Raw genomic sequence first — 21402 nt, 5'->3', positions numbered from 1 at the left:
ACCATGTCTTTGCACCGCTTATAGCGGCCTAACCACTGGACAGCGAAGGACTTTCGCAGGCATCACTGAGCTCGCCGGAATCATTGAAACCATTTCTGCCAGAGGACTTGGAAGGGTATATGACCGAGCAGACGAACCGTCAGAATCGTTCCGCCGACGGCATCACAGCCCCCCTGCGGTACACCATATTCCGGCGCATCTGGCTCGCCAGCCTGCTCTCCAATCTCGGCCTCCTGATCCAGGGCGTGGGCGCGGCCTGGGCGATGACGCAGATGGCGGCCTCCGCCGACAAGGTGGCGCTGGTTCAGACCGCCCTGATGCTGCCGATCATGCTGATCTCGATGCCGGCCGGCGCCATCGCCGACATGTACGACCGCCGCATCGTGACCCTGATCGCGCTCATGATCGCGCTCACCGGCGCGTCCGCCCTGACGATCCTGGCCGGGCTCAAGCTGATCGCCCCGGAATCGTTGCTGGCCTTCTGCTTCGTGGTCGGCAGCGGCAACGCCTTGTTCGGCCCCGCCTGGCAGTCCTCGGTCAGCGAGCAGGTGCCGCAGGACGCCCTGCCATCGGCGGTGGCACTGAACGGCATCAGCTACAACATCGCGCGCAGCTTCGGTCCTGCGGTCGGCGGCGTGATCGTTGCCGCGGCGGGCGCGGTGGCGGCGTTCGCCTGCAACGCGGTTCTCTATCTGCCGCTGCTCGTCGTGCTGCTGCTGTGGCGGCGCGTGGTCGAGCCCTCGCGGCTGCCGCGGGAGAAACTCAACCGCGCCATGGTTTCGGGCTTCCGCTACATCACCAATTCGCCGCCGATCAAGATCGTGCTGCTGCGAACGCTGGTGATGGGCCTGATCGGCGGCGCGATCATGGCGCTGATGCCGCTGGTCGCGCGCGATCTCTTGCACGGCGGGGCACAGACCTACGGCATCATGCTGGGCGCGTTCGGGATGGGCGCGGTGGTCGGCGCGCTCAACATTCACGAGCTGCGCAAGCGCATGAGCGGCGAGGCTGCGATCCGCGCCTGCACGATCTCGATGGCGTTTGCGATGGCCGCAATCGCCCTGAGCACCGAGCCGGTGCTCACTGCGGCCGCGCTGGTGCTGGCGGGAGCGGTCTGGATGGCCGCAGTGGCGCTGTTCAACATCGGCGTGCAGCTCTCGGCGCCGCGGTGGGTCGCGGGACGCTCGCTCGCGGCGTTCCAGGCCTCGATCTCCGGCGGCATCGCGATCGGCGCGTGGGGCTGGGGTCACCTCACCGACCATGCCGGCGTCGAGGTCGCGCTCCTGACTGCGGCGAGCCTGATGCTGATCTCGCCGGTGCTCGGGATCTGGCTGACGATGCCGCGCGTCGGCGCTCGCAATGAAGACGCGGACGTGTTGGCCGACCCTGAGGTCAAGCTCTCGCTCACCGCACGTAGCGGACCGCTGGTGGTCGAGATCGAATATCGGGTCGCCCAGGAGAACGCGCGCGCCTTCCATAACATCATGCAGGACGTGCAGCTCTCCCGGCAGCGCAACGGCGCCTATGGCTGGTCGATCGCGCGCGACATCGCCGATCCGGAATTGTGGACCGAACGCTATCATTGCCCGACCTGGCTCGACTATCTGCGTCAGCGCAACCGCGCGACCCAATCCGAACGCGCGCTCTATCAGCGTGCAAACGATCTCCATATCGGCGTCGAGCCGGTGCGGATCCGCCGCATGCTCGAGCGGCCGTTCGGATCGGTGCGCTGGAAGGAAGAGACGCCGGACCGGGCTGCAAGCGAAGTGCTGCCCGTGGTCGCGACCGCCGCGGGCAGCAGCACGTAAGGTTTGTTGCGCAGCCCTGCTACTGCCCGTGATCCGTCAGCATCTTGTCGCAGGCCTTGCCGAGGCGCGCACGGTGCTCCTTCAGGCAGGCCAGCACGGCGCTATCGCCATTGTTCATCACGGCACGGCAGAAGCGCGTGACATCACGCGCGCATGCGTCGTGCCCGGTCTGCTGCTGCGCGGACGCGCTCGATGCGCAAAGGAGCAAAGGAATGATGAAAAGAAATCTGGTCATCGCGCAATGCCTCGTAGCCGAAAAATGTGCCGGCGAAGCTAGTGCGACGATCCCTGAGCCGCAACGGCTTTGTTGATGGCTTGCCGGCGCCGGCCGATGGCCTCGGCATCAGGCCGGGGCACATCGCGCGGGAGCTTCGCGAAGCGGGCTTTTTGTCCGTGCTCTTATTGGCGGTGCTTCATTGCCGGTCCTGGGCGTCAGCGACCTTGCGTGAGGCGCCCTTGGCGAGGTCCTTGTCCATCACCGCGCGGCAACCGGTGCTCAGGTCCGAGCGATGCTTGATCATGCATGCGGTGATCTTCGGGATGTCCGGGATTTCCGACGAGCACAGGCGGAAGGCGTCGCCCGTGCACATCTGCTGCGCTTCGGCCGAGAAGGCGAAGCTCGAAGTTGTCGAGACGATCGAGACGATCGCGGCAATGCCCAGAGCCAGGCTGGTGTCGCGGATCCTTGCAGTCAGGGACTTCCCAGAAAACGACGTCGTCATGTGAGGCTCCCATTGGCGACCCGCGAAAGGCGGGACCCGTTGTTGATGGGAATGAGCATGCTCCCGGAAAATCCTTTCCACTGTGATGTCAGTCACGCGCGGGCCGCCCTTTGTGACCTCAGTCACTTTGGCGCACCTGCCTGAAATTCCTCCGCAACCGCCGTCGCGTTGGTGTCACGTTAACTGTTCCTTCGCATTAATGGCTCGGGCGCGGGAAAATCCGCTGGTTTGGTTGCGTATTTGGAAAGAGTAGCGATGCGTAATGCGTTGGGCCTGATGCTGGCCAGTGTGGTTGCGGCGATCGTGATCGCCGGAGGTTGGTATTTTTATTCCTCGCGCGCCGACCAGGGCGCCCCCAAGACAACGGCCGCCCGCGCCGCAGATCCGCTGCCCGCGCCGGCCAGGCTTGCCGCCAAGGACGACGTCGAGACCACCGCGGCGATCGCCGCCAAGCCCGCCGCTGCTGCCGCCGCGGCGGCTCCTGCGCCTGCACCGGCGGTGGCACCGGTCCAGGATACGACCTGCACCAATCCGAATGCGCTCGGCGTCTCGCGCGTGGTCGAGATCGACACGACCGGCGGTCCGGGCTTCGGCTTCGAGCAGTACAAGCAGTTTGATTTCCTCGCCGACAAGGAGGTCGTACTGACCTTCGACGACAGCCCGTGGCCGCACAACACGCCGGCCGTGCTGAAGGCGCTGGCCGACGAATGCACCAAGGGCCTGTTCTTCTCGGTCGGCAAGCACGCCAGCTGGCATCCGGAAATCCTGCGCCAGGTTCTGGCCCAGGGCCACACCGTGGGCACGCACACATGGTCGCACCTCAATCTCGCCGGCAAGAAGATGACGGAGCAGCAGGCCAAGGACGAGATCGAGAAAGGCTTCAGCGCCGTGAAATGGGCGCTCGGCACCAATCCGTCGCCGTTCTTCCGCTTTCCGCAGCTTTCTCAGAGCCCGGCCCTCGTGAGCTATCTCGGCAGCCGCAACATCGGGATCTTCTCGACCGACCTCGACTCCTTCGATTTCCGCAAGGAGAGCACGCCGGACAAGATCATCAGCAACGTGATGACCAAGCTCGACAAGCTCGGCAAGGGCATCATCCTGATGCACGACTTCCAGAAGCGCACCGGCGAAGCGCTGCCGACGCTGCTCGCGCGCCTCAAGGCCGGTGGCTACAAGGTCGTGCAGGTGAAGGCGAAGACGACGTTCGAATCGCTGCCCGAGTACGACGAGGCGGTGCTCAAGGAGATGAAGGTGCCGACGTCGAGCAGTGCGACCAACGTGCGCCCGGTCTCGAGCGTGGTGCAGACGGTCTCCCAGCGCTGAGCACGACAGATTGCAAGACACGAAATGGCCGGGCTCAGCCCGGCCATTTTTGTTTGAAGAGCAGAACTCGTCTGCTTACCAATAGATGCCGTGCCGGTGCAGCTCGCTGATGATGCGGCCTTCGGTCCAGACTTGCTTGTGCCTGGGCCTGTCCGCCTTCGCAGTCGTCTTCGGTGCAGGCGGAGTCGCAACCGGCACCGACGCCGGCGTGGTTGTTGCGGCCGCAGCAACTGGAGCGGTGGTCGAAACCGCCGGCGGACGATCGACATAGGCCGGCGCCGCAGCCGCTGGCGCAACTTCACTGACCTGCGTGGCGGCGACCGTCGGCGCGGCCGCTTGCGGTGCCGGAGCCACTTCGTTCGTCGCAGCCAGCGAGAGGCTGCGCTGGCCGCCTGCCTGGGCAGACGCAGAGACCAGAACCATGACCGCCACCAGAATGATCTTGCGCATGTGAAATCTCCCCGTGTTGGCGTGACAGGGACAGTAGGGGCGCGCTGCGGGAGGTTATGTGATAGAGATCACGGACGCTGCCCTCGCCGATTTCACCAGCGTATCGCAGTGACACAAGTGTGGACGCGGGCTTCAGGGAGAACAACCCGCTTGTGACGGTCGGACACGGGCCGGACAAAGGGGGGTGCTGGTGCGCAAGAGGGATTCGAACCCCCGACCCCGTCATTACGAATGACATCTTCAAACGCGTCAGCTCCATTCAAACCGCCTCACATCGAAGGCTCTGCATAACAAAATACTCAAATAAATCAAATATATACCTCGTCAAAACGCTTATTCTTCGATCATATCGCGACATCTCGCTAAACAATTGTTACATTGCTTATTTCGTTGATTAGCGGGAGCCGCCGGATGCCAGCCGTGAAGATCACTGACGCATGGGTCCGCAATCTGACCTGGGCGAAGGCTATCAACCGACATGTCGGAGGCGACAGGCCAGAGCCGAAGCAGATCACCTTCATCGATACGATCGATCGCGGCCTCGCGCTCGTGCTAGTTCTAGGTGCCGGCGGCACCAAAGCCTTTCGGGTCATGACCTATGTGAGCGGCAAGGCGCAAAGCACGAAAATCGGCACCTATCCGAGCCTGTCGGTCAAGGATGCGCGCGACAAGGCCCGCGAGCTCCACAAGAACCCCGACAAGCTTAAGGCCCAGGCAGCAGCCGCCAAAAATACCTTCAAGGCGGTCGCGGAAGAATATCTTCGACGCGAATGCGGCATGCAACGTGACGCCAACGGAAAGGCGACGTTCAAAGGTGACAAATTGCGTAGCGGTGCGTGGCGTTGCGGCGTGTTGGAACGCCTCGTTTACAAGGCCATCGGGAACCGGCCAATCGGTGACATCAAGCGCTCAGAAATTGTCGGGCTCCTCGACAAGATCGAGGCCGGTGAATTGACCGATGACAACAGCGAGCCGATCAAGGGCGGTCCCGTAATGGCCGACCAGACCCTCGCCGTCATCCGTAAAATTATGAATTGGTGGGCCACGAGGTCGGACGACTTCCGGTCGCCAATCGTTCGCGGTATGGCCCGGACCAAGCCGAGAGAGAGGGCACGGGAGCGCGTCCTATCGGATGACGAGCTGCGTGCTGTCTGGCGGACAGCTGAGGAGAGCGAGGCGCCCTTCGAACGCCTAACACAGTTCCTGCTGCTCACGGCCGCGCGCCGCAACGAAGCCGCCCGCATGACGACCTCGGAGCTATCGAACGAGGAATGGATCCTACCCGCGGCCCGGAATAAGACCAAAGTTGACCTAATCAGACCCTTGAGCGAAGAGACGACCCGCGTCCTATCGGCGCTTTCAAAGATTTCGGGCTGCAATTTCGTTTTCAGCACAGACGGCAAATCTCCGATCGGCGGCTTTAGCAAGTTCAAAAAGGACTTTGACAAGGCCGTAACGGCCAACATGCGCAAGCATGATCCAGAAGCGAAGCCGCTGCCGAATTGGACCTTGCACGATCTTCGGCGTACTGCGCGCTCGCTTATGAGCCGAGCGGGGGTCCCCACCGACCACGGCGAAATGTGTCTGGGCCACGTCATCGGGGGTGTTCGCGGCACCTACGACCGGTACAAATACCACGCGGAGAAGAAAGCGGCATACAAGGCATTAGCAACGCTAATTGATCAGATTGTTAATCCCAGAGAAAACGTGGTGCCGATTATGGGGCGACCATTGTGAACGCCGTACGAAAGAAGTCAGGTTTTACGTATCGGGTAGATCGGCGGGCCCGTGAGCTCCGTTTGGCTCTAGCACTGGCAAGCAAAAACGATTTTCGACTGCTCGAACGTTATCTACCCACAGAAGACAAGAATATTGATTTCATAGCGTTGTGGCCCGCTCTCACCATTAAGAACTCTCGCGGTAGGCCGATTAAAGCCCCCGAGGCTGCGGAACGCGCCAAAAAGATACTCATCGAAGAAACCCGTTGGCGAAAAGACAACCCTGGTAAGCGACGTCCTTATCGCAGTCGACCGCGCTTGATTGAAGCGCAAGTAAACGCCGCTTGGCTGGAGGAAGGGCGATGGCTATCCGCCTACAGGCGCATTTCTGACCAGGCGGGCAAAGTCCGTTTTGAACGTGAATACAAAGCGGGGGCGGAAGCGATGCTTCTCCAAGTCCTGGAGAACATGCGAAAAAACAGATCGAGAAAGCCGCGCAAAAAAACTGGATAATACGCGTATTGCAGACATTCAGATCCTGTCATCGTGACGCATCTCAAAGGAGATCGCGACATGAAGAAGGGAAGCATAGATCCACAACTGATTGACGAAAGGCTGTACCCGCGCGACGAGACAAGCTTCTGGCTGGGCGGATGCAGTATCGCAGAACTCAGGCGACTTGAGCGATCCGGCGCTTTGAACCCGATACGGCGAAACAAGAGAAGCCCAACTGCGCAGGTGTTTTACACGGGCGCCAACATCCGCAAAGTTATACGTGGTTGATGGTGTCCTATGAGCGGGATTGAGATCGCTGTATTTCACAGTGCGGGAGGGGTACTCTCGAAACGCATATCGCTCACCCGATCGGGTAAACTCACGTCCGATGGGTCCGAATGCCGGATGACGACGGGCACAGCGCACCGGGTCAAGGTCAATAGTCCACGTTCGCTGGCGAAGCTGATCGAGAGTTTAGACTCCGACCAGGCGCTGAGCTTGGGCCGTTTGCGCAATGACCTACCGGACGAAGTCAACGTTGCGCCGAGAAAGGACGTCATTGACCGATCGGGATGCAACATCATCGCGAGAAGCTCGGAGTATCTGATTTTCGCTCCAGGCGAGCCAGCTTTCATGTTGCTCGATCATGATCGAAAGGGGATGCCCCAAGCGGTGGCCAAAAGATTAGGGGACGCAGGTAACTTCTGGAAGGCCGTAACGGCGACCATACCGGCCCTTGCCCAAGCTGCGCGCGTCTCAAGGCCTTCGACTTCCGCCGGTCTGTTCCACAACGTAACGCACGAGCGTCTAGGCCGATCGGCAAACAGACATGTCTACGTCGCGATAAAGGACGGAGCCGACGTCAAGCGTACACTCCAGACGCTGCACGATCGATTATGGCTCGCAGGCTACGGTTATTTCGCTATCGGCGCCGCCGGACAATTGTTGGACCGCAGTATCATCGACACTGCGGTCTATGGTCCGGAGCGGCTGGTGTTTGAGGGGAGACCGATCTTAGTGCCGCCAGTCGAGCAGGACGAACAGGTGAGGAAGGCACGAGCCTTCGGTGGCGAATTCATCGATACTTTGCGGGTAATTCCCGAACTGTCGGACCGCGAAGCCCAGCAGCTCGCCGAAATGAAGGCGCAAGCAAAGCAGCGCCTGCAGCAAAAAGCCGAGCAAAGGCGTAAGGCGTGGGCGCGCGAGTTTGCAGGAAGACGCGGGATCTCGGATGAGGATGCCGAACGGATCGCTACGCAGGCATCGAACCACATACTTGAAGCCGACTTCGAACTCGATTTTGACGGGATTGGACAATGTAAGGTCGCCGACATCTTGGCCAATCCTGATGCCTACGTCGAGGAGACTTTGGCCGATCCGCTGGAGGGCGCTGTCTATGGCCGCGGCAAAGCAAAGCTGTACCGCAGGCCAGACGGGAGCCTGATGATCAACAGCTTTGCGCACGGCGGCATCAAGTATAGGCTGACCGGTCAGAGCCGTGTGGATCATGAATATGTCTGCGATCTGCCCGTAATTCGCGTCGCAGATGGTCAGATTGCACGTATGGTTGATGAAGCACAGAATGCGCTTGTTAGGTCGCCACTTCCGATTTTTACCAGCGGCGGAAGGCTAGTCGAGCCTGTTTCGCTTGAGAGGGAAGCTGCGAACGGCCGGACTACGCTGACAACTGTATTGACGTCGATCGGCGAGCGGAAGATCTCTTATTTGCTGAACAAGCATGCCGCCGTCTTCCAGCGCTTTGACGGGCGCAGCAACACTTGGCAGAAGATTAATCCACCCGCCTTCGTCGGGGCGACACTGCTGAGCCTGAAGAAATGGGAGTTCCCTGAGGTTATTGGTGTACTGGGTGCACCAACAATGCGACCTGACGGTACGCTGCTGAGCGACCACGGTTACGATCCGAAAACACGGTTGTGGTGTGATGCGGAGATGACACTGCCCGTGATCCCCGAGAGGCCCACGCGGCAGGAGGCGATCACTGCGTTGCGGCTTTTCGAAACCTTATTGTCAGAATTCCCGTTCGTGAGCGAAGTCGATAGAGCAGTGGCATTAGCCGCGGTCCTGACCGTGGCGCTGCGTGGCGCATTCGATTTGACCCCGATGTTCCTGATTACCGCCCACGATGTCAGTAACGGGAAGAGTTATTTAGTCGACCTGCTGGCGACGTTAGCGACCGGCCGTCATTGCCCCGTCATAGCCGCTGGTAAGAACAACGACGAACTGGAAAAGCGCCTCGGCGGCGTTTTGTTGGAAGGCGGGAGCCTGGTCTCGCTCGACAACTTATCGTTCGATCTGGAAAGCGACCTGCTTTGCCAAATCCTCACGCAGCGGATCGTGAAGATACGGGTGCTCGGTAAGAGCGAAGTACCGGAATGCGAATGGCGTGGCACGATCTTCGCCACAGGCAACAACATCCGAGTGCTCGGCGACCTCGTCCGTCGCACCTTGACTTGTCGGCTTGATGCCATGGCCGAACGTCCGGAATTGCGGAAGTTCACGTTCGATCCGATAGCTCGCGTTCGTGGCGCTCGAGAAGCTTACATCGCGGCAGCCATTACTATCGTGCGTGCATATCGTACCAGCCGAAGAGACGCCCCCAATCTCGAACCATTAGCCAGTTACGGCTCATGGTCCGCGGCAGTACGCGAGCCGCTGCTATGGCTGGGCGTGCCTGACCCTGTCAAGAGCATGGAGGCAGCCCGTGCCGCAGATCCAGCAAGGGCAGCCGCTTATCAATTAGTGAAGCACTGGGAAATGCGTATCGGGAGCGAAAAGGCGGTAAGCGTGCGCGACATTATCTCTATCGCTAACCAGACCAAGAAACATTCTGGTGCGCACCGCTTCCCAACGTTTCGCGCCTTGTTGCTGGAACATGCGGGGACTTCAAAGTGCGACGAAATCGATCCTGTGCGGCTTGGCAAATGGTTGCACCGTCAAAGCGGCCGAATTTATGGGGGATTGCGGATCGATCTTCTCGCGCACAAGGGACGACCGAATGGATATGTGTTGGTCAATATCGAGTACAATCAGGGGCGAGCCGATATCGGATGATGGGGTGATATTGGTCTTTTCTTCCCAAGCCAGAAAGATTGTAAAAAGAGAAAAATAGGACAGGGAAGACCCCTATCACCCCATTACCCATCAAGGAAACGAGAACGTCCCACACAAGGTACACAGCCTCGGTCACTTTTTTCCAAGCTCAAGTTATCTAACTGGACTGCGGCTTATCTGTCCGCCCGGTGAGGGCCGCCTTGCCGAATGAGGCGTATTGTTGAGAACTGTCCTTATGGGTAGTGATAGGCCCAGTGCGAGTAGTATAGGCCCTCGGGCGGATCAATCTGAACATGGTAACGTTGCCACCGCGATCAGAGAGACCATCTGCCAAAGTTTTATATCAGATTGCAGCAAATTGCCTCGCCTGCCTAGCATCGCTCTTCGGTTTGATCATGCGCGCTGCCCCCGCGCATCGCCAAATAGTTCCCAGTTGTTTCTGTACTTGTCCTGCCGTTCATAGCCATACCAAATGCTGTTTGGTCTCTCGAACCTGACGCACGCCTTCGCCACAACCCGGCTTGGGACCACATAGAAGCTCGGATCAGCTCTTCCGGTTCTAGGTGCGCTCACAAAAACGTAGATGTGTGAGGGTGAGTGAAGGCGTTCAGCATGAGGGTTGAGCGGCCACCACTTTGATGTGGATGAAATTGTTTTCACCTGTACTGACCAAGTTTTCGTACAAGTTCTGTTCGTCACAAGAAGATCCGCGCCCATCGCGCTTCGCGATGTCGGCGATACGATAAGCCCACGCTTCACCAGCTCAACAGCCGTTAAATACAGACCCAGCATACCGGTCAGGTGGCCGTCAATGCGCTGCTTGACTTGCGTGGCCTTCATTGAACCTGCCCAACCCCTGCGCGCTCAGATTTTATTACTTATAGTCTATGGCCGGTTATTGGGTCTACCCCCGCCAATGCGCACATGGACGTGCATAGGCGGGTAGGGCTCAATCTACAAAGGATAAGGCGCGGCAAGGGCTTGTCGCAGGAGGAGCTTGCGCATCGGGCTCGCATCCACCAGACCTACTTGTCGGGTGTTGAGGGTGGAAAGCGCAATCCGTCAATCGGCGTATTGGGACGGATCGTGACGGCCTTGGGCGTCGATATCGAAGAGCTCTTTCGTCCCCCACGTACCGGACGCTAGCCAGCATTCCAGCAGCATGATGGAGCCGCCGACCTAAACGTGGAGCGTAAATTGAAAGTCTCTGATCACGAGAGAAGAGGACTAGAGAAACTACTGCTCGTCCGCTTGCTCAACGATGCGCAAGAGGCTGAAAAGATTGGCTTCCTGCCGCGAACATTTCGAATGATGCTCGCTGACATCGGGCCGGTGCAGACCTGCGTTCGTTTAATTACATCAAATGCAGTACCGGACGGATTTTCAGTGCTATGGGAAAAGGGACGACTAGATCTCACAGCCGAAGCGGCAGTACTATCCGGGCCTTGGAGAGCGCTATTCGACGCCTCCGTCTTGGCCCGCGCCGAAGATAGATTAAGAAAGTACGGGCGACCCGATCTAATCCCGAACGGCTAACGATCTAGTCTCCCACGACACCCACTTGCATGCACCAACTGGTGGAGAAGTTTTCTCAAGGTCTGCTTCCGATCTATCACATCCGATCATTCGTGGTTGCACTCAGTTCAAAGTTGAACGGCCCACGTTTAGAGCGGAGATCCTTTTCGTGGACCTGCCTGCAATAGTGTTGGCCCCATTCCCGACCCGCAATCAGACCCCCTTACGTCTCCATTAGGGAGGGCTGGGGACGCTGCTCGAATACAGCTGCGGGGAAACATCGTCCGCCCTCATAACGCGCATCAGCGCCTCTCTAATTTGGTGGACCTATTCATTCCTGTTCATATCGTTGCAACTCTGCTCAAATGTAAGCAACTTGCCGTGCGCCCCAGCCGAGCAGTACCAGCACTTTCGCTTCAACAGACTGAGCCTTCGGGTACCAACAACATCCGCGGAGAGAAGCGCGATACGACGCCTAGCCCATACTCATAATCGCAGCGAGTGGGGTCCACCCCTGAAAGCAGACATCACGGCGTCGATAATCGGGGGACCGGTAAGGCCAAAGCGGAAGCCATTATCGTCAAGAGCTAGTGCGCGCCACGCAATCGAAGGGTATAGTCAGACACTAACCCGCCTTTTCAGAGACAAGCGCGATCAACTCCTAGATGCCGCGTGAAATTCATTGATCGAGGTTTCTGCTGCCTGCCCAGCCGCGTGCAATTCGCCCCGCTTCAGCAATTGTAACTTCAGTTCAGAATTCTCAATCTTCAACAACTCCGCGCGGGTCCTATCTGGTGTAATCCCTTTGAGCGCAAGATAAGCTACGATCAGTGGTGACGCACAGAGCGATCTTGATATTTCCCAAATCTCCTGGGCTTGGACTTCAAGGGGCTCTCTCTCATCAGCATGGCGCCAAATCCTGCCTGCATAAAGATCGACCGTATCTAGGAAGCCGGGACCTTGATGCGCCATCCGGTTCCGCAACCAGACCGCACGCCTCCATATTTTCAAGTCTACATCGGAAAGAAGTGTTTGGCCTTCCAGTTCAGAGTTAACAGCGCATACTCGCTGCGACACGATTGGCACGAGCATCTCGGCTACTGCAAGACACTGACCAAATGTCATGCGATCAATAGACCTACCCTGTGCTCGCTCGTTGGCGATCTTCTCCGCGTCGGACGGAGCAAGCGAAGACAGGTCTCGCACGATGGATCGCAGAATTCGTTCGAGTAGCAAAAAAGTGCGACACATCATGCCGTACCACAATGTGCCATCTGCAAAGACACCGTTCATTTCAACCTGGCGCGACCAACGGACGGTGGCCGCAATCAGTTCGAAGATTTCGTTCACGATGAAGTTCCGCTCTTTTCAAATTTGATCGTGTCTGTACGCGCATAATCTAACACGAGCCAACCTGCGGCTTTATGCTGGTGCAACCGCATAATTTGAGACGCAACAAGCGGCACCAGGGCCGCGCAAAACCACCAAATCAAACGATGCGCATTTAAACAATAGTCGTCATGCATGTTGAACTGCAGACCCCTATTAAAGTTCTTGCATCGCCGAAGCGACGGGGGCGTCTTTTAAGTGCAGCATTCATCGCGGGCTTTACTTCGGCACAGCTGAGCCGTGATGCTGCGCCACCAGCCATTTGCCGCCCACCTTCACCCAGGCTAGGGTCAGGCGGAAGGGCAACACGGTGCCGTTCGGCAGCGCGAAGTCGGCGAAGCCGGAGCTCAACAAGGCGTCGGGACCTGCCGCGATCGCCTGCTGGTCGCCCATTTTCACCTTAATGCCAGGTGGCAGCTTGCTGAAATAGGTGCGCACGCCGTCCGTGCCGGTGAACAGCTGTGCTGTCGAGCCAAACAGCATGGCGTCCTTGGTGTAGATCGCGGCAAACTTCTCCGCATCACCGGAATTATAAACCTGCTCCCACTCCGCGCGGGCCGCCACCGCGTCTTCGTTTGGTCCGGCCTTCGCCGCCGATATGGATAGCAGCACGACCAAAATTGCCGACGAACGATAAATCATTTCTCAATTCCCCCGTTAGAACTCCAATCAAGGCAGCGTAGCAAGCCCGTTGGCGCGCCGAAAAGGAACAGACCGGATCGAGGATAGTCGCGGAACTTGGTCACCACGCCGGATCGGTGAGGCAAATGGCGCGAACGATCGGAATATAGCGCCCCGTACGGGCCAGAAAATTGAAAGGGGCCGCCCCACAGCGACCGGTTACAATTCTGTTCGGGATGAAATGCCAGCCCCGGCGCCCTCTACTTAAAAGGTATCTTCATGCCGAGTGGTACTCCGGAAAACTACCGTTCGGAGACACCGCCCAATTAGACAGACCAGCTCGGGACGAGGCGGCGAGTTCCACCTCGCAAACCCACCGAGAATGCCTATTTTTCCCGTATGCGTTCATTTGAGTTTTGCCTGCCTACCAAGAGCATTGTGGTCCCGGACGGCCCCGACTGGCTCCACGAGGTGAAGTACGACGGTTACCGCCTCCGTTTGGAGCGCGATGGCGACCGGGTGCGCCTGATCACGCGCGGCGGCTACAATTGGGCCAGCCGCTATCCCTGCATCCTGGAAGCCGCCCGTAAGGTCCGCCAGAACCGCTTCGTGCTCGATGGTGAGGCGGTCGTGCTCGGCGTCGATGGCATCTCAGATTTCGACGCGCTTCACTCGCGCAAGCACGATCACGAGGTACAGTTCTGCGCCTTCGATATTCTCGCCGCAGGTGGCGACGACCTGCGCAAGTTCCCTCTGACGATGCGAAAAACGAACTTGGAGCGCCTGCTGGCACGGCGTCCCGAAGGTGTCTTCATCAATTCCTTCGAACGTGGCGAGCTTGGGCCTGATCTCTTCCGCGCCGCCTGCAACATGGGTCTTGAGGGATTGGTGTCGAAACGCCGCGACCGGCCCTATCAGGCGGGTCGGAGCAGGTACTGGGTCAAGGTGAAAAATCGCAGTCACCCGGCGATGGATCGGGGCGATACGTTTTGACGCATCCGGCCTCACCGCACCCTCCCGAGCGCCTCTGCTTGGGTACCTCCTAATGGTGGCCACCCGATCTACCGTTTGCTCGCAACCATCGGCATGATGCACGGGCTACGCGCCGAGAGGTTACGACGATGATCAATGATCGCATCGTGGGGCCGCCGATCGCCCGCATCCGCAAGAGCGGCGTCATCGCAGCCGCAATCCTCCTGCTCGGGCCGATAGCCGCTTCCACTGCGTTCGGTGCAGGAACGCGCAGCTCTGAAGGCTTTGAACCGTTCGATAAATTGGCCAATGAGCGCGTCTCTGAAGCCTTCGAAGACATCAAGGGCATCGCCTCAGTCTCCGACGAACTGAAGACTGCGCTGGCGTCCCTATCCCAGCGTGCAGGGCGTGCAGAAGCCGCCTGTTCGGGCTGAAGGCCATGATTGACCTGAGCTTAGGCGCTTTTCGTCGGCACCGTTGTGGAAGCAAAGTTCGTCAGCGAGCGCAGTTTCAAAGGATTGAGCAGAGGACCAAAGCCGAAACGTATTTTGAGGCCGCTCAGTCTTCTGGTTTTGCAGTGCTGGTTAGAGCAATGCTTGAGAGAAAACGGGGCCAAATAAGATGCCAAGCCAGACACTAATGCTGCGCATGAGTTTCATATTTGCCGCATCGCTATTAGCCTCGGCGTCAAACCCGCAGTATGCGAAATCTGCAGAACAACTGCCGGACGCTGGTGATCCTTCCCTAGCAGCACAAATGGCCACTCCAGCACAACGCGAAGAAGCTGCCAAAGGACTGGAAAAGCTAGAACAGGGCAGGTTTGTCGTGCTCGCCAAAGCCTTAGCGGCGGGAACAATTACCAAAGAACAATACGACGCGGCCGTAGAGGAAATCTACGCTGGCAGGCGCAGGATGGCACTGCAAAACTGCTGCGCCGTTCCTGCCAAAATACTACCAAGTGAGGCACGCGATTTCTCTTTAAAATCCACGGATGTTTTGAACGACATAGGAAAGCGAATTCCTGCGCTGCTCGAAGGGGTGATCGACAGCGGTTCTGCTGTTGTTAGCGAAATTGATGAGCCCGGGTGCCACTCCGAAACTTTCAAGCAGTTTCAACGAAGTTTCGCCAGGGCAGACGCACTGGCGGATGAACAGGGCCTGGGACACGAGTGGCAATAGCTGTCGTGCCGCTGCTATCACCGCCGATATCACTTCCATCTGATCTTCGAAATCTGCAGACATGTCCACCATTGGCACTTCGATGCCCAATATGTCGCTCTTAAGAGACACGCCGTCAGAAAGCCTCCGGCTGACACCGACCGGTAGCAGAACATGGTGTGCTTTGCCGACGTGAGGTCCAGAAAAGGTCAGATCGACCCGAGACTTTCCGTTTTTCCATGCAAGCTGCACGTTCTTTGGATGATACGGAGTGTCGATTATGAAACCCCATTTATCTCCGGTGATCTTGTGACTGAAGGGCGGAGCATGTTTTTGCAGAAACGATGCGAAGGCTTCCGAAAAGCGGCGCACGTCCGCATCCCCTACGCTTTTGCTTTTCGCAACCCGTACCAGGCACTCAGCAAGTGCTGATTTGCGCCAATTAGCGTGCGCCGTGCTATGTTGGGCGAACCAGTCGCGCAGTTCCTCTATCTTGAGGGTTCTGTCCCACGGGTCTTCTTTGGGCACTCTAGCCAAGTAGACTAATGGGGCAACAAGAACGGTTAGATAGCGCTGCGCTCGGCCGCAACTAACCAGCTCGCTTGCTCGCTCGTGGTACCGCCTTGCTTGGCATTCTGTGAAATCGGCGGCAATCTTATCTTCGATTAGGCCGTGTACTCATAAACCGGCGGCGGCGTCCGCTTCGCTCCAATATCGACCTCCTTTGCGCAACTGCAGCAAATGTCGCGATGGGCCAACAGCCGACTTGCGCGTTGCAGCGTTTTGGGGCTAGGCGCTGCTCAGCAGCCGTTGTTGCACGTTGGTTTGTGGTCAGAGACGCCGCTTACAGCGACACTCTCGAAGTATGCCGCGGGCTTCCGCTAAATTCTTGCGGGCTATCGCGAGATACAGAGGTCTGAGAGGGTTGCAGTCTGCTGTATAGAGAAAAATGTGAGATCGGAGAAGGGTTTCGCAGCTGTCGTCCGTGCAGCAGAGCCTCGGCCCTTCGTTGACGACGCGCCGGCCCAAAGTTCCACTTTGAAAAAGATGAGAGGAGACGATAAAAAATGAGCTAGGATGAGTGTGCCCTACATGAGCAATGGCTCTGGAGCCTTGTCATGAACTTTCCTCGTCCTCGCCCCGCCGATCAACTTCCGCTCAATAGGCGGCAGCTGCTTATCGTCGAGGATTCAGGCGTAATTGCTGTCAAGTTGTGCAGAATCCTGGCGTCGGCCGGAGCGGAAATTGTCGGTCCGGTGGCGACTGTCAGCGCTGCAATCGGGATTATCGGCGATACACGCCAGCTAGACGCCGCGATACTGGACGTGGATCTGCGCGGCGAACTTGTTTTTGGAGTTGCCGAGACGCTCGTGGCTCGTCAGGTCCCACTACTGTTTATCACGGGCTACGACGTGAAGGCTCTTCCCGAACCTTGGCGCGAATGGCCGTTGATGCAAAAACCATTTGCTTCGAACGATGTAGTTAATGCAGTCCAAGTTGCCATCAAAGCGGGTCCGCGACGGCTGGATGGCGAGCCAAGGGAAACGTTACCCGCTCAAGATCGTCGCATTGTCGATGCGATGAATTCCAGCCGGAACCTGATCATGGAAAGTCGGATAATTCGCCACAAGGACTAGCACGGCAGATCGACCGAGACGTGCACGCCATCATCTGTGAACTCGACAGATGTCTTTGCATCAAGCTCAAAAGGCAACAGCGCTTCCAGAAGCTCTAGGCCAAACCCTCGGGTCGATGCCTGATTGTTGGCGCTCAACTCGGCACCGCGCTCGCGCCAGTCAAGCCGAAGCATGTCGCGCCCGCTGTCGGTGATATTAATCCAACTTATCTCCAGCAGTCCCTTAGCCCTTCGCAGAGCCCCGTGTTTCACGGCATTGGTGAGAAGCTCGTGGACTGCCAGCGCAAGCAGCTGAATTGCTGCGGGCGGCAGCGGCTGGTTCGGTCCTTCGTGAAGGATGATCTTGCCTCCTTGATCCAATCCGAGGGCCCTAAGCTCTAGCCGGATCAAGTCCCCAACGGTGACATTCGGCTGAAGGTCACGCGACAGCAGCGACTGCACTCGACCAAGCGCGGTCAAGCGTTCCTCGAAACGCTGTGCGAAATCTTCTAACGATCGGCTGGCTGCCACCGTCTGATCGGCAACACCTGAGATCACAGTCAGCAGATTTCGTGTCCGATGCTGCAGTTCGTGAATGAGAATCTGGCTTTCGCGGCTCTTCCTCAGCGCAGCCTCAGCCCGATCCCGCTCCACCAGGTGAGCTGCCGATCGCGCAAACAAGTTAGCCCATCGCAATTCACGTTCGCTGGGTGTGTAGGAACTTGCAAAGTGTACCGTGAGCACCCCCAGCAGTTCGTCGCGCCGCGTTTTCATCGGCGAACTGAAGGCCGCGGCATATCCGAGGCTAGAGGCCGTGGGCGCATGCTCGGCCCAGCGAGGGTCTGAGCCGATGTCAGCCGCCACAACCCTTTCCCCGGTTCGGATGCAGGCCGCGCAAGTGGAATGGAAGTCTCGGTCTATCGGCGGAACCGCGGCCAGGGCCTGCTCGTCGAAACCCCGCGATGCCGCATAAGACAACGTCTCAGTTTCCGGGTTGAGAATTTGAATCGTGCCGCGATCGCTGTCGAATACGTCCATTGCCGCATCGAGCACTTCGCCCAGTCCGGTCGACAAGTCTGCAATGGCAAGCAACCGATCGGTGAGCTCGTGCATCCGCGTCATGATGCGCAGTTCGTCGGTGAGCTCGGCTTTGGCGTGCTCGCCAGTCGCAACACTATTCGAGAGGGTAGAGGACAAGCTCGGCTCCAGTGGTTTCCCAACTTACTGCGGCACCTCTATTCGTGTATTTATGCTCGCTTGCTCTGCCCCCGATCCTCCATAGCATCAGAGGCGTAATGCTCTAACTGATGGTCGCGGACGAGCCGCTTGCTCTCATTGATGATACGCAGCGACCTCTCAATAGCTTCCCTGGCATCAGTGATTATAGCGATGTCCAGTGGTGTCGTTCTATGTATTTTGGGTATTTCGGAGGTAGGCCGGGGCTCTTGGCTGGGCATGAGTCTCAATCCGTGCACAACGTTGCAAAAAACGCAATTTAGGATGGACTAGTCCTAACTTGAAGGACCTGATGACGTCCATGAGCGAACGGGACAGTCTTGTTGTCGGACAATTGAACTGCCGACTAGATCAACGCGAGTGCCTGAGTCAGGTTCGGCTCATTTTCGAAGCATTTGGCAGAGATTGAGGACCGGTTGATGTCGGCTCCTGTCCGTAAGTGCCGTACCAAGAGAGCGGGCCAGGATCGTTGCGTTTGACCGGACTGCCGTGATTCAAACTCCCGAACTGGGAGCTCAAATCATGCGCTACGAACTCGCCGACCATGAATGGACCGCCATCAAGCCGATGCTGCCGAACAAGCCGCGCGGCGTTCCTCGGGTGAACGACAGACGGGTCCTCAATGGCATCTTCTGGGTCCTCCGATCAGGAGCACCCTGGCGTGATCTGCCGACGGCGTTTGGCCCATACACCACTTGCTACAACCGCTTCATTAGGTGGCGGCGGGCCGGTGTTTGGGGCCGCATCGTAGAAGCTCTTGCCACTGCCCATGATGCCGCTGTCCAGATGATCGACACCACCATTATCCGCGTGCATCAACATGGAGCCTGCATATCAAGAAACAAGCGCCAATCGATGGGAAGGTCCCGCGGCGGCTTAACAAGCAAAATTCATGCGGTGGTCGATAGCAATGGTCTGCCGGTACGGCTGGCATTGAGCCCCGGCGAGGCACACGACGTTCGACTTGCGGGAAAGCTGCTGTCTCGTCTCAAATCTGGCTCAATGCTACTTGCCGACCGCGGTTACGACGCCGACTGGATCAGGGAGCTTGCCATGGAGAAGGGCGCGTGGGCCAACATCCCACCGAAAAGCAATCGCAGTGATCCGATCTGCTTCAGCCCCTATCTCTACCGAGCTCGCAACCAGGTCGAGCGGTTCTTCAACCGGATCAAACAGTGCCGTCGGGTGGCGACGCGCTACGACAGGCTGGCAGCGAATTACCTTGCTTTCGTTCAGCTTGCCTCGATCAGGCTATGGCTTCGCGTTAATGAGTCCACGTCCTAGAACAGCCACCTGTTCCACACCATTTGAGAAGATGGCGAGGACATCAGTTTCGCCCCATTTCGCATTTGTTTTTGCAGAAACAGAATGTTCGGCTTCTCGGCACTTGAAGCCTCTGAGCCCGACATACTCTGCGAGCCAAGTATCGAACCCGCTGTTGCTATGAAGCTCTTCAAGGATGAAGAGATCGAGATCTCTTTCCTGCATTCTGAAAACCATAATACTGCTCAAAGATTGTCTTAAAATTTCCCGTTCACCCCGACCGGAGCGCTTCGGTCTCCAAAGAGCGTTCGCAATTATAGTACTCGCACCGGCCCGAATATTCGCCCCCGTTTCAACCTTAAGAAGTAGACCCTATCAGACAGCAGCATTGCAAGCCATTTGCCCCGCCAATGCGCGCATGGATGCGCGGAAGTGGGTCCCCGAGGGGTTGTCGGTGTGCGGGAAAAGGACAGCTGGATTTCACAGCCGAAGCCGCAGTTCAACATGCATCTTAGTTCAAGTTTCACACCTTAAAATGCCTTCCTCTGAAGATGCATCACGTTCCAGGTAGGTTGGTACTGTCCTATGAGCTCCAACCTGATTGCATTGATCTCGTCAGCCTTCGGGATGCAAAGGCATACGTTCTCCCGTACGGTCTTATCAGCTGGTTCAGATGGCAGTTCGTGGACCGCCTATATATAGCAGTTTTTTGGATGAATTTTTCCGCGACTATTGTTGATATGCTGTCTGCGAGGCGGTCTGTTGTTCTTCAGAGCGAGTAGGTTGGTATGGGCCTCATTTTCAAATACCTCACCCGTGGCTAAGACCATGCCCCCAGCTGGTCCGCAATACTCGTTTGTCCAACTCTTCCTCAGCCATTCGAACCCTCTGTGCCTCCATTAGGGAGGCCTCGGGACGTCTCTTCTGCGAGCGACGCGGGGAACATCATCCCCACCTCAAAACAGCATCAGCGCCTCTCTAAATCGGTGAACCTATTCATTCCTGCTCATATCGTTGCAACTCTGCTCAAATGTAAGCAACTTGACGTTCACCCCTGGCCGAGAAGTACCAGCACTTTCGCTCCAACTTCTTCTTCTGTTGGACCTTCCCCGGATGGGCATCGGCAGTTTTCCGGTACCGACAACATCCGCGCGAGAGAAGAGCAACTTTCATCCCTTAAAAGGAAGGTCTCATTTAGAGGCGCGATACGACGCCTGGCCTGTACTCATAATCGCAGTGGTGCTCTAAGGTCGGGCCTTCAGGACCGAAGCTGCGGACGGATTACCTCGAAAGAAACAAAAGCCCGAAAACGGATCTACTAGTCCCGGCTTGCATTCGACCAACAGTTGCGAAAGACTTTTTTAGTTCATTGGTCGGCGAGGGCGCCATCATGGTTTCAATGCGTAAGCTGTGGTTTCCCGCCGCAGCGCTTTTCCTAATTCTGGCAATCTTACCTAATTCCACCGTCGCTCAGTCTCGTCAGCAGTGCGAGGCAGTTGCCACAGCGATGTCGCCGCTAGTTGCCTCTATAGGCGGCGCCAGCAAACAAATATCGAGCATAGATTGGAGCGGGGTGAGCCGTGCTTCGCAGGGACAATTCAAGTCAGCTTCCGAGGCCGCGCCCAAGATAATCTTGCAGACGCCCTTAAACGATATCTCGCGGCGATCCAGGACGTGAATTGCCAAGCGCAGCTCTGCGCACGATAGCAGGCGGAGGATATGATCTTTTTCTCGCAATTTGAGGTGCAAATGAACAATATCATGAAATGCGCCCTCGTAGCTGCGATGGTCGTGCTGCTGAACAATACCGCGAACGCGCAAGCCGGCGTTTCCGCTATCATCCAAGGCAAGTGTACGGAAAGTTTGTCGTCCGGCATGAAGGACATGTCCGTAAGAGCAATTCAACGGGTATGCCAGTGCGTTTCGGATACTGTTCTAGATGAGCTTTCGCCTGCAGACATCGCGGGGACAAGCGGCAACTCTGAGAAAGTGCACTCCTCAGTAAACGATGCCTATCGAAGCTGTTACGTGAAGTTCGGTAGGTA

18 protein-coding genes are annotated in these 21402 nt (G+C 57.6%); 11 read left to right on the top strand and 7 right to left on the bottom strand.

Annotation, left to right across the window (positions count from 1 at the left end):
* Positions 1 to 119 precede the first annotated feature (119 nt).
* Complete coding sequence (locus tag ACVWZ4_RS12270) at positions 120 to 1808, top strand: MFS transporter (protein WP_456740391.1); 1689 nt, start codon at positions 120 to 122, stop codon at positions 1806 to 1808.
* 19 nt (positions 1809 to 1827) lie between these two features.
* Here ACVWZ4_RS12270 and ACVWZ4_RS12265 read toward each other — a convergent pair whose 3' ends face one another.
* Together ACVWZ4_RS12265 and ACVWZ4_RS12260 are read right to left on the bottom strand one after the other, a co-directional pair.
* Positions 1828 to 2043: a hypothetical protein gene (locus ACVWZ4_RS12265; protein ID WP_456700381.1), complete on the bottom strand. Its 216-nt coding sequence runs from the start codon at positions 2041 to 2043 to the stop codon at positions 1828 to 1830.
* 178 nt (positions 2044 to 2221) lie between these two features.
* Entirely contained in the window at positions 2222 to 2530 is a 309-nt protein-coding gene (locus ACVWZ4_RS12260) for a hypothetical protein (protein ID WP_456700382.1), read from the bottom strand.
* Positions 2531 to 2785: 255 nt separating this feature from the next.
* Here ACVWZ4_RS12260 and ACVWZ4_RS12255 point away from each other — a divergent pair, with 255 nt between their 5' ends.
* Positions 2786 to 3853: a polysaccharide deacetylase family protein gene (locus tag ACVWZ4_RS12255; protein ID WP_456740390.1), complete on the top strand. Its 1068-nt coding sequence runs from the start codon at positions 2786 to 2788 to the stop codon at positions 3851 to 3853.
* Positions 3854 to 3928: 75 nt separating this feature from the next.
* Here ACVWZ4_RS12255 and ACVWZ4_RS12250 read toward each other — a convergent pair whose 3' ends face one another.
* Positions 3929 to 4303 carry a hypothetical protein gene (locus ACVWZ4_RS12250; RefSeq protein ID WP_456700384.1) on the bottom strand — a complete coding sequence of 125 codons (375 nt, stop codon included), beginning with the start codon at positions 4301 to 4303 and terminating at the stop codon, positions 3929 to 3931.
* Positions 4304 to 4723: 420 nt separating this feature from the next.
* Between ACVWZ4_RS12250 and ACVWZ4_RS12245 the strand changes: the two genes are divergently transcribed.
* The 4 genes from ACVWZ4_RS12245 (at position 4724) to ACVWZ4_RS12230 (ending at position 10734) form a co-directional block, all read left to right on the top strand.
* Positions 4724 to 6040, top strand: a complete 1317-nt coding sequence (locus tag ACVWZ4_RS12245; protein ID WP_456790132.1) for a tyrosine-type recombinase/integrase — start codon at positions 4724 to 4726, stop codon at positions 6038 to 6040.
* Between the two features lie 62 nt (positions 6041 to 6102).
* Positions 6103 to 6534 carry a hypothetical protein gene (locus ACVWZ4_RS12240; RefSeq protein WP_456790131.1) on the top strand — a complete coding sequence of 144 codons (432 nt, stop codon included), beginning with the start codon at positions 6103 to 6105 and terminating at the stop codon, positions 6532 to 6534.
* Positions 6535 to 6921: 387 nt separating this feature from the next.
* On the top strand, positions 6922 to 9588 hold the full coding sequence (locus ACVWZ4_RS12235; protein ID WP_456790130.1) for a hypothetical protein: 2667 nt from the start codon (positions 6922 to 6924) through the stop codon (positions 9586 to 9588).
* 924 nt (positions 9589 to 10512) lie between these two features.
* Entirely contained in the window at positions 10513 to 10734 is a 222-nt protein-coding gene (locus tag ACVWZ4_RS12230) for a helix-turn-helix domain-containing protein (protein WP_456790129.1), read from the top strand.
* 1023 nt (positions 10735 to 11757) lie between these two features.
* On the opposite strand, the gene ACVWZ4_RS12225 is transcribed toward ACVWZ4_RS12230, so the two are convergent.
* Both ACVWZ4_RS12225 and ACVWZ4_RS12220 read right to left on the bottom strand, forming a co-directional pair.
* Complete coding sequence (locus tag ACVWZ4_RS12225) at positions 11758 to 12453, bottom strand: hypothetical protein (protein WP_456790128.1); 696 nt, start codon at positions 12451 to 12453, stop codon at positions 11758 to 11760.
* 258 nt (positions 12454 to 12711) lie between these two features.
* A complete protein-coding gene (locus tag ACVWZ4_RS12220; protein ID WP_456790127.1) occupies positions 12712 to 13134 on the bottom strand; it encodes a DUF4440 domain-containing protein in 423 nt (140 codons plus the stop codon).
* A 417-nt stretch (positions 13135 to 13551) separates the two neighbouring features.
* On the opposite strand from ACVWZ4_RS12220, the gene ACVWZ4_RS12215 reads away from it, so the two are divergent.
* The 4 genes from ACVWZ4_RS12215 to ACVWZ4_RS12200 all read left to right on the top strand — a co-directional run bounded on the left by ACVWZ4_RS12215 (position 13552) and on the right by ACVWZ4_RS12200 (position 16880).
* Positions 13552 to 14106 carry an ATP-dependent DNA ligase gene (locus ACVWZ4_RS12215; protein WP_456790126.1) on the top strand — a complete coding sequence of 185 codons (555 nt, stop codon included), beginning with the start codon at positions 13552 to 13554 and terminating at the stop codon, positions 14104 to 14106.
* Positions 14107 to 14234: 128 nt separating this feature from the next.
* The gene (locus tag ACVWZ4_RS12210; protein WP_456790125.1) at positions 14235 to 14519 is read left to right on the top strand and encodes a hypothetical protein; all 285 of its coding nucleotides are present in this window, start codon (positions 14235 to 14237) and stop codon (positions 14517 to 14519) included.
* A gap of 187 nt (positions 14520 to 14706) precedes the next feature.
* Complete coding sequence (locus tag ACVWZ4_RS12205) at positions 14707 to 15264, top strand: hypothetical protein (RefSeq protein ID WP_456790124.1); 558 nt, start codon at positions 14707 to 14709, stop codon at positions 15262 to 15264.
* A gap of 1097 nt (positions 15265 to 16361) precedes the next feature.
* Positions 16362 to 16880, top strand: a complete 519-nt coding sequence (locus ACVWZ4_RS12200; RefSeq protein ID WP_456734988.1) for a hypothetical protein — start codon at positions 16362 to 16364, stop codon at positions 16878 to 16880.
* On the opposite strand, the gene ACVWZ4_RS12195 is transcribed toward ACVWZ4_RS12200, so the two are convergent.
* Complete coding sequence (locus ACVWZ4_RS12195; RefSeq protein ID WP_456734987.1) at positions 16877 to 18055, bottom strand: sensor histidine kinase; 1179 nt, start codon at positions 18053 to 18055, stop codon at positions 16877 to 16879. The genes ACVWZ4_RS12200 and ACVWZ4_RS12195 overlap by 4 nt on opposite strands.
* 561 nt (positions 18056 to 18616) lie before the next feature.
* On the opposite strand from ACVWZ4_RS12195, the gene ACVWZ4_RS12190 reads away from it, so the two are divergent.
* Entirely contained in the window at positions 18617 to 19378 is a 762-nt protein-coding gene (locus tag ACVWZ4_RS12190; protein WP_456790123.1) for an IS5 family transposase, read from the top strand.
* 1458 nt (positions 19379 to 20836) lie between these two features.
* Here the strand turns inward: ACVWZ4_RS12190 and ACVWZ4_RS12185 are convergent.
* A complete protein-coding gene (locus ACVWZ4_RS12185; RefSeq protein WP_456790122.1) occupies positions 20837 to 21178 on the bottom strand; it encodes a hypothetical protein in 342 nt (113 codons plus the stop codon).
* Between the last annotated feature and the right edge of the window lie 224 nt (positions 21179 to 21402).

Source organism: Bradyrhizobium sp. USDA 4472, assembly GCF_054058595.1.
The sequence above is the reverse complement of the archived record's forward strand: the minus strand, read 5'-3'. Positions and strand labels throughout refer to the sequence as shown.

What these genes read in the sequence shown, in the direction of transcription:
- ACVWZ4_RS12210 (WP_456790125.1), top strand. Translation starts at nt 14,235, where the DNA reads ATGATCAATGATCGCATCGTGGGGCCGCCGATCGCCCGCATCCGCAAG.
- ACVWZ4_RS12265 (WP_456700381.1), bottom strand. Translation starts at nt 2,043, where the DNA reads ATGACCAGATTTCTTTTCATCATTCCTTTGCTCCTTTGCGCATCGAGC.
- ACVWZ4_RS12220 (WP_456790127.1), bottom strand. Translation starts at nt 13,134, where the DNA reads ATGATTTATCGTTCGTCGGCAATTTTGGTCGTGCTGCTATCCATATCG.
- ACVWZ4_RS12200 (WP_456734988.1), top strand. Translation starts at nt 16,362, where the DNA reads ATGAACTTTCCTCGTCCTCGCCCCGCCGATCAACTTCCGCTCAATAGG.
- ACVWZ4_RS12235 (WP_456790130.1), top strand. Translation starts at nt 6,922, where the DNA reads ATGACGACGGGCACAGCGCACCGGGTCAAGGTCAATAGTCCACGTTCG.
- ACVWZ4_RS12230 (WP_456790129.1), top strand. Translation starts at nt 10,513, where the DNA reads ATGGACGTGCATAGGCGGGTAGGGCTCAATCTACAAAGGATAAGGCGC.
- ACVWZ4_RS12270 (WP_456740391.1), top strand. Translation starts at nt 120, where the DNA reads ATGACCGAGCAGACGAACCGTCAGAATCGTTCCGCCGACGGCATCACA.
- ACVWZ4_RS12205 (WP_456790124.1), top strand. Translation starts at nt 14,707, where the DNA reads ATGCCAAGCCAGACACTAATGCTGCGCATGAGTTTCATATTTGCCGCA.
- ACVWZ4_RS12190 (WP_456790123.1), top strand. Translation starts at nt 18,617, where the DNA reads ATGCGCTACGAACTCGCCGACCATGAATGGACCGCCATCAAGCCGATG.
- ACVWZ4_RS12260 (WP_456700382.1), bottom strand. Translation starts at nt 2,530, where the DNA reads ATGACGACGTCGTTTTCTGGGAAGTCCCTGACTGCAAGGATCCGCGAC.
- ACVWZ4_RS12255 (WP_456740390.1), top strand. Translation starts at nt 2,786, where the DNA reads ATGCGTAATGCGTTGGGCCTGATGCTGGCCAGTGTGGTTGCGGCGATC.
- ACVWZ4_RS12250 (WP_456700384.1), bottom strand. Translation starts at nt 4,303, where the DNA reads ATGCGCAAGATCATTCTGGTGGCGGTCATGGTTCTGGTCTCTGCGTCT.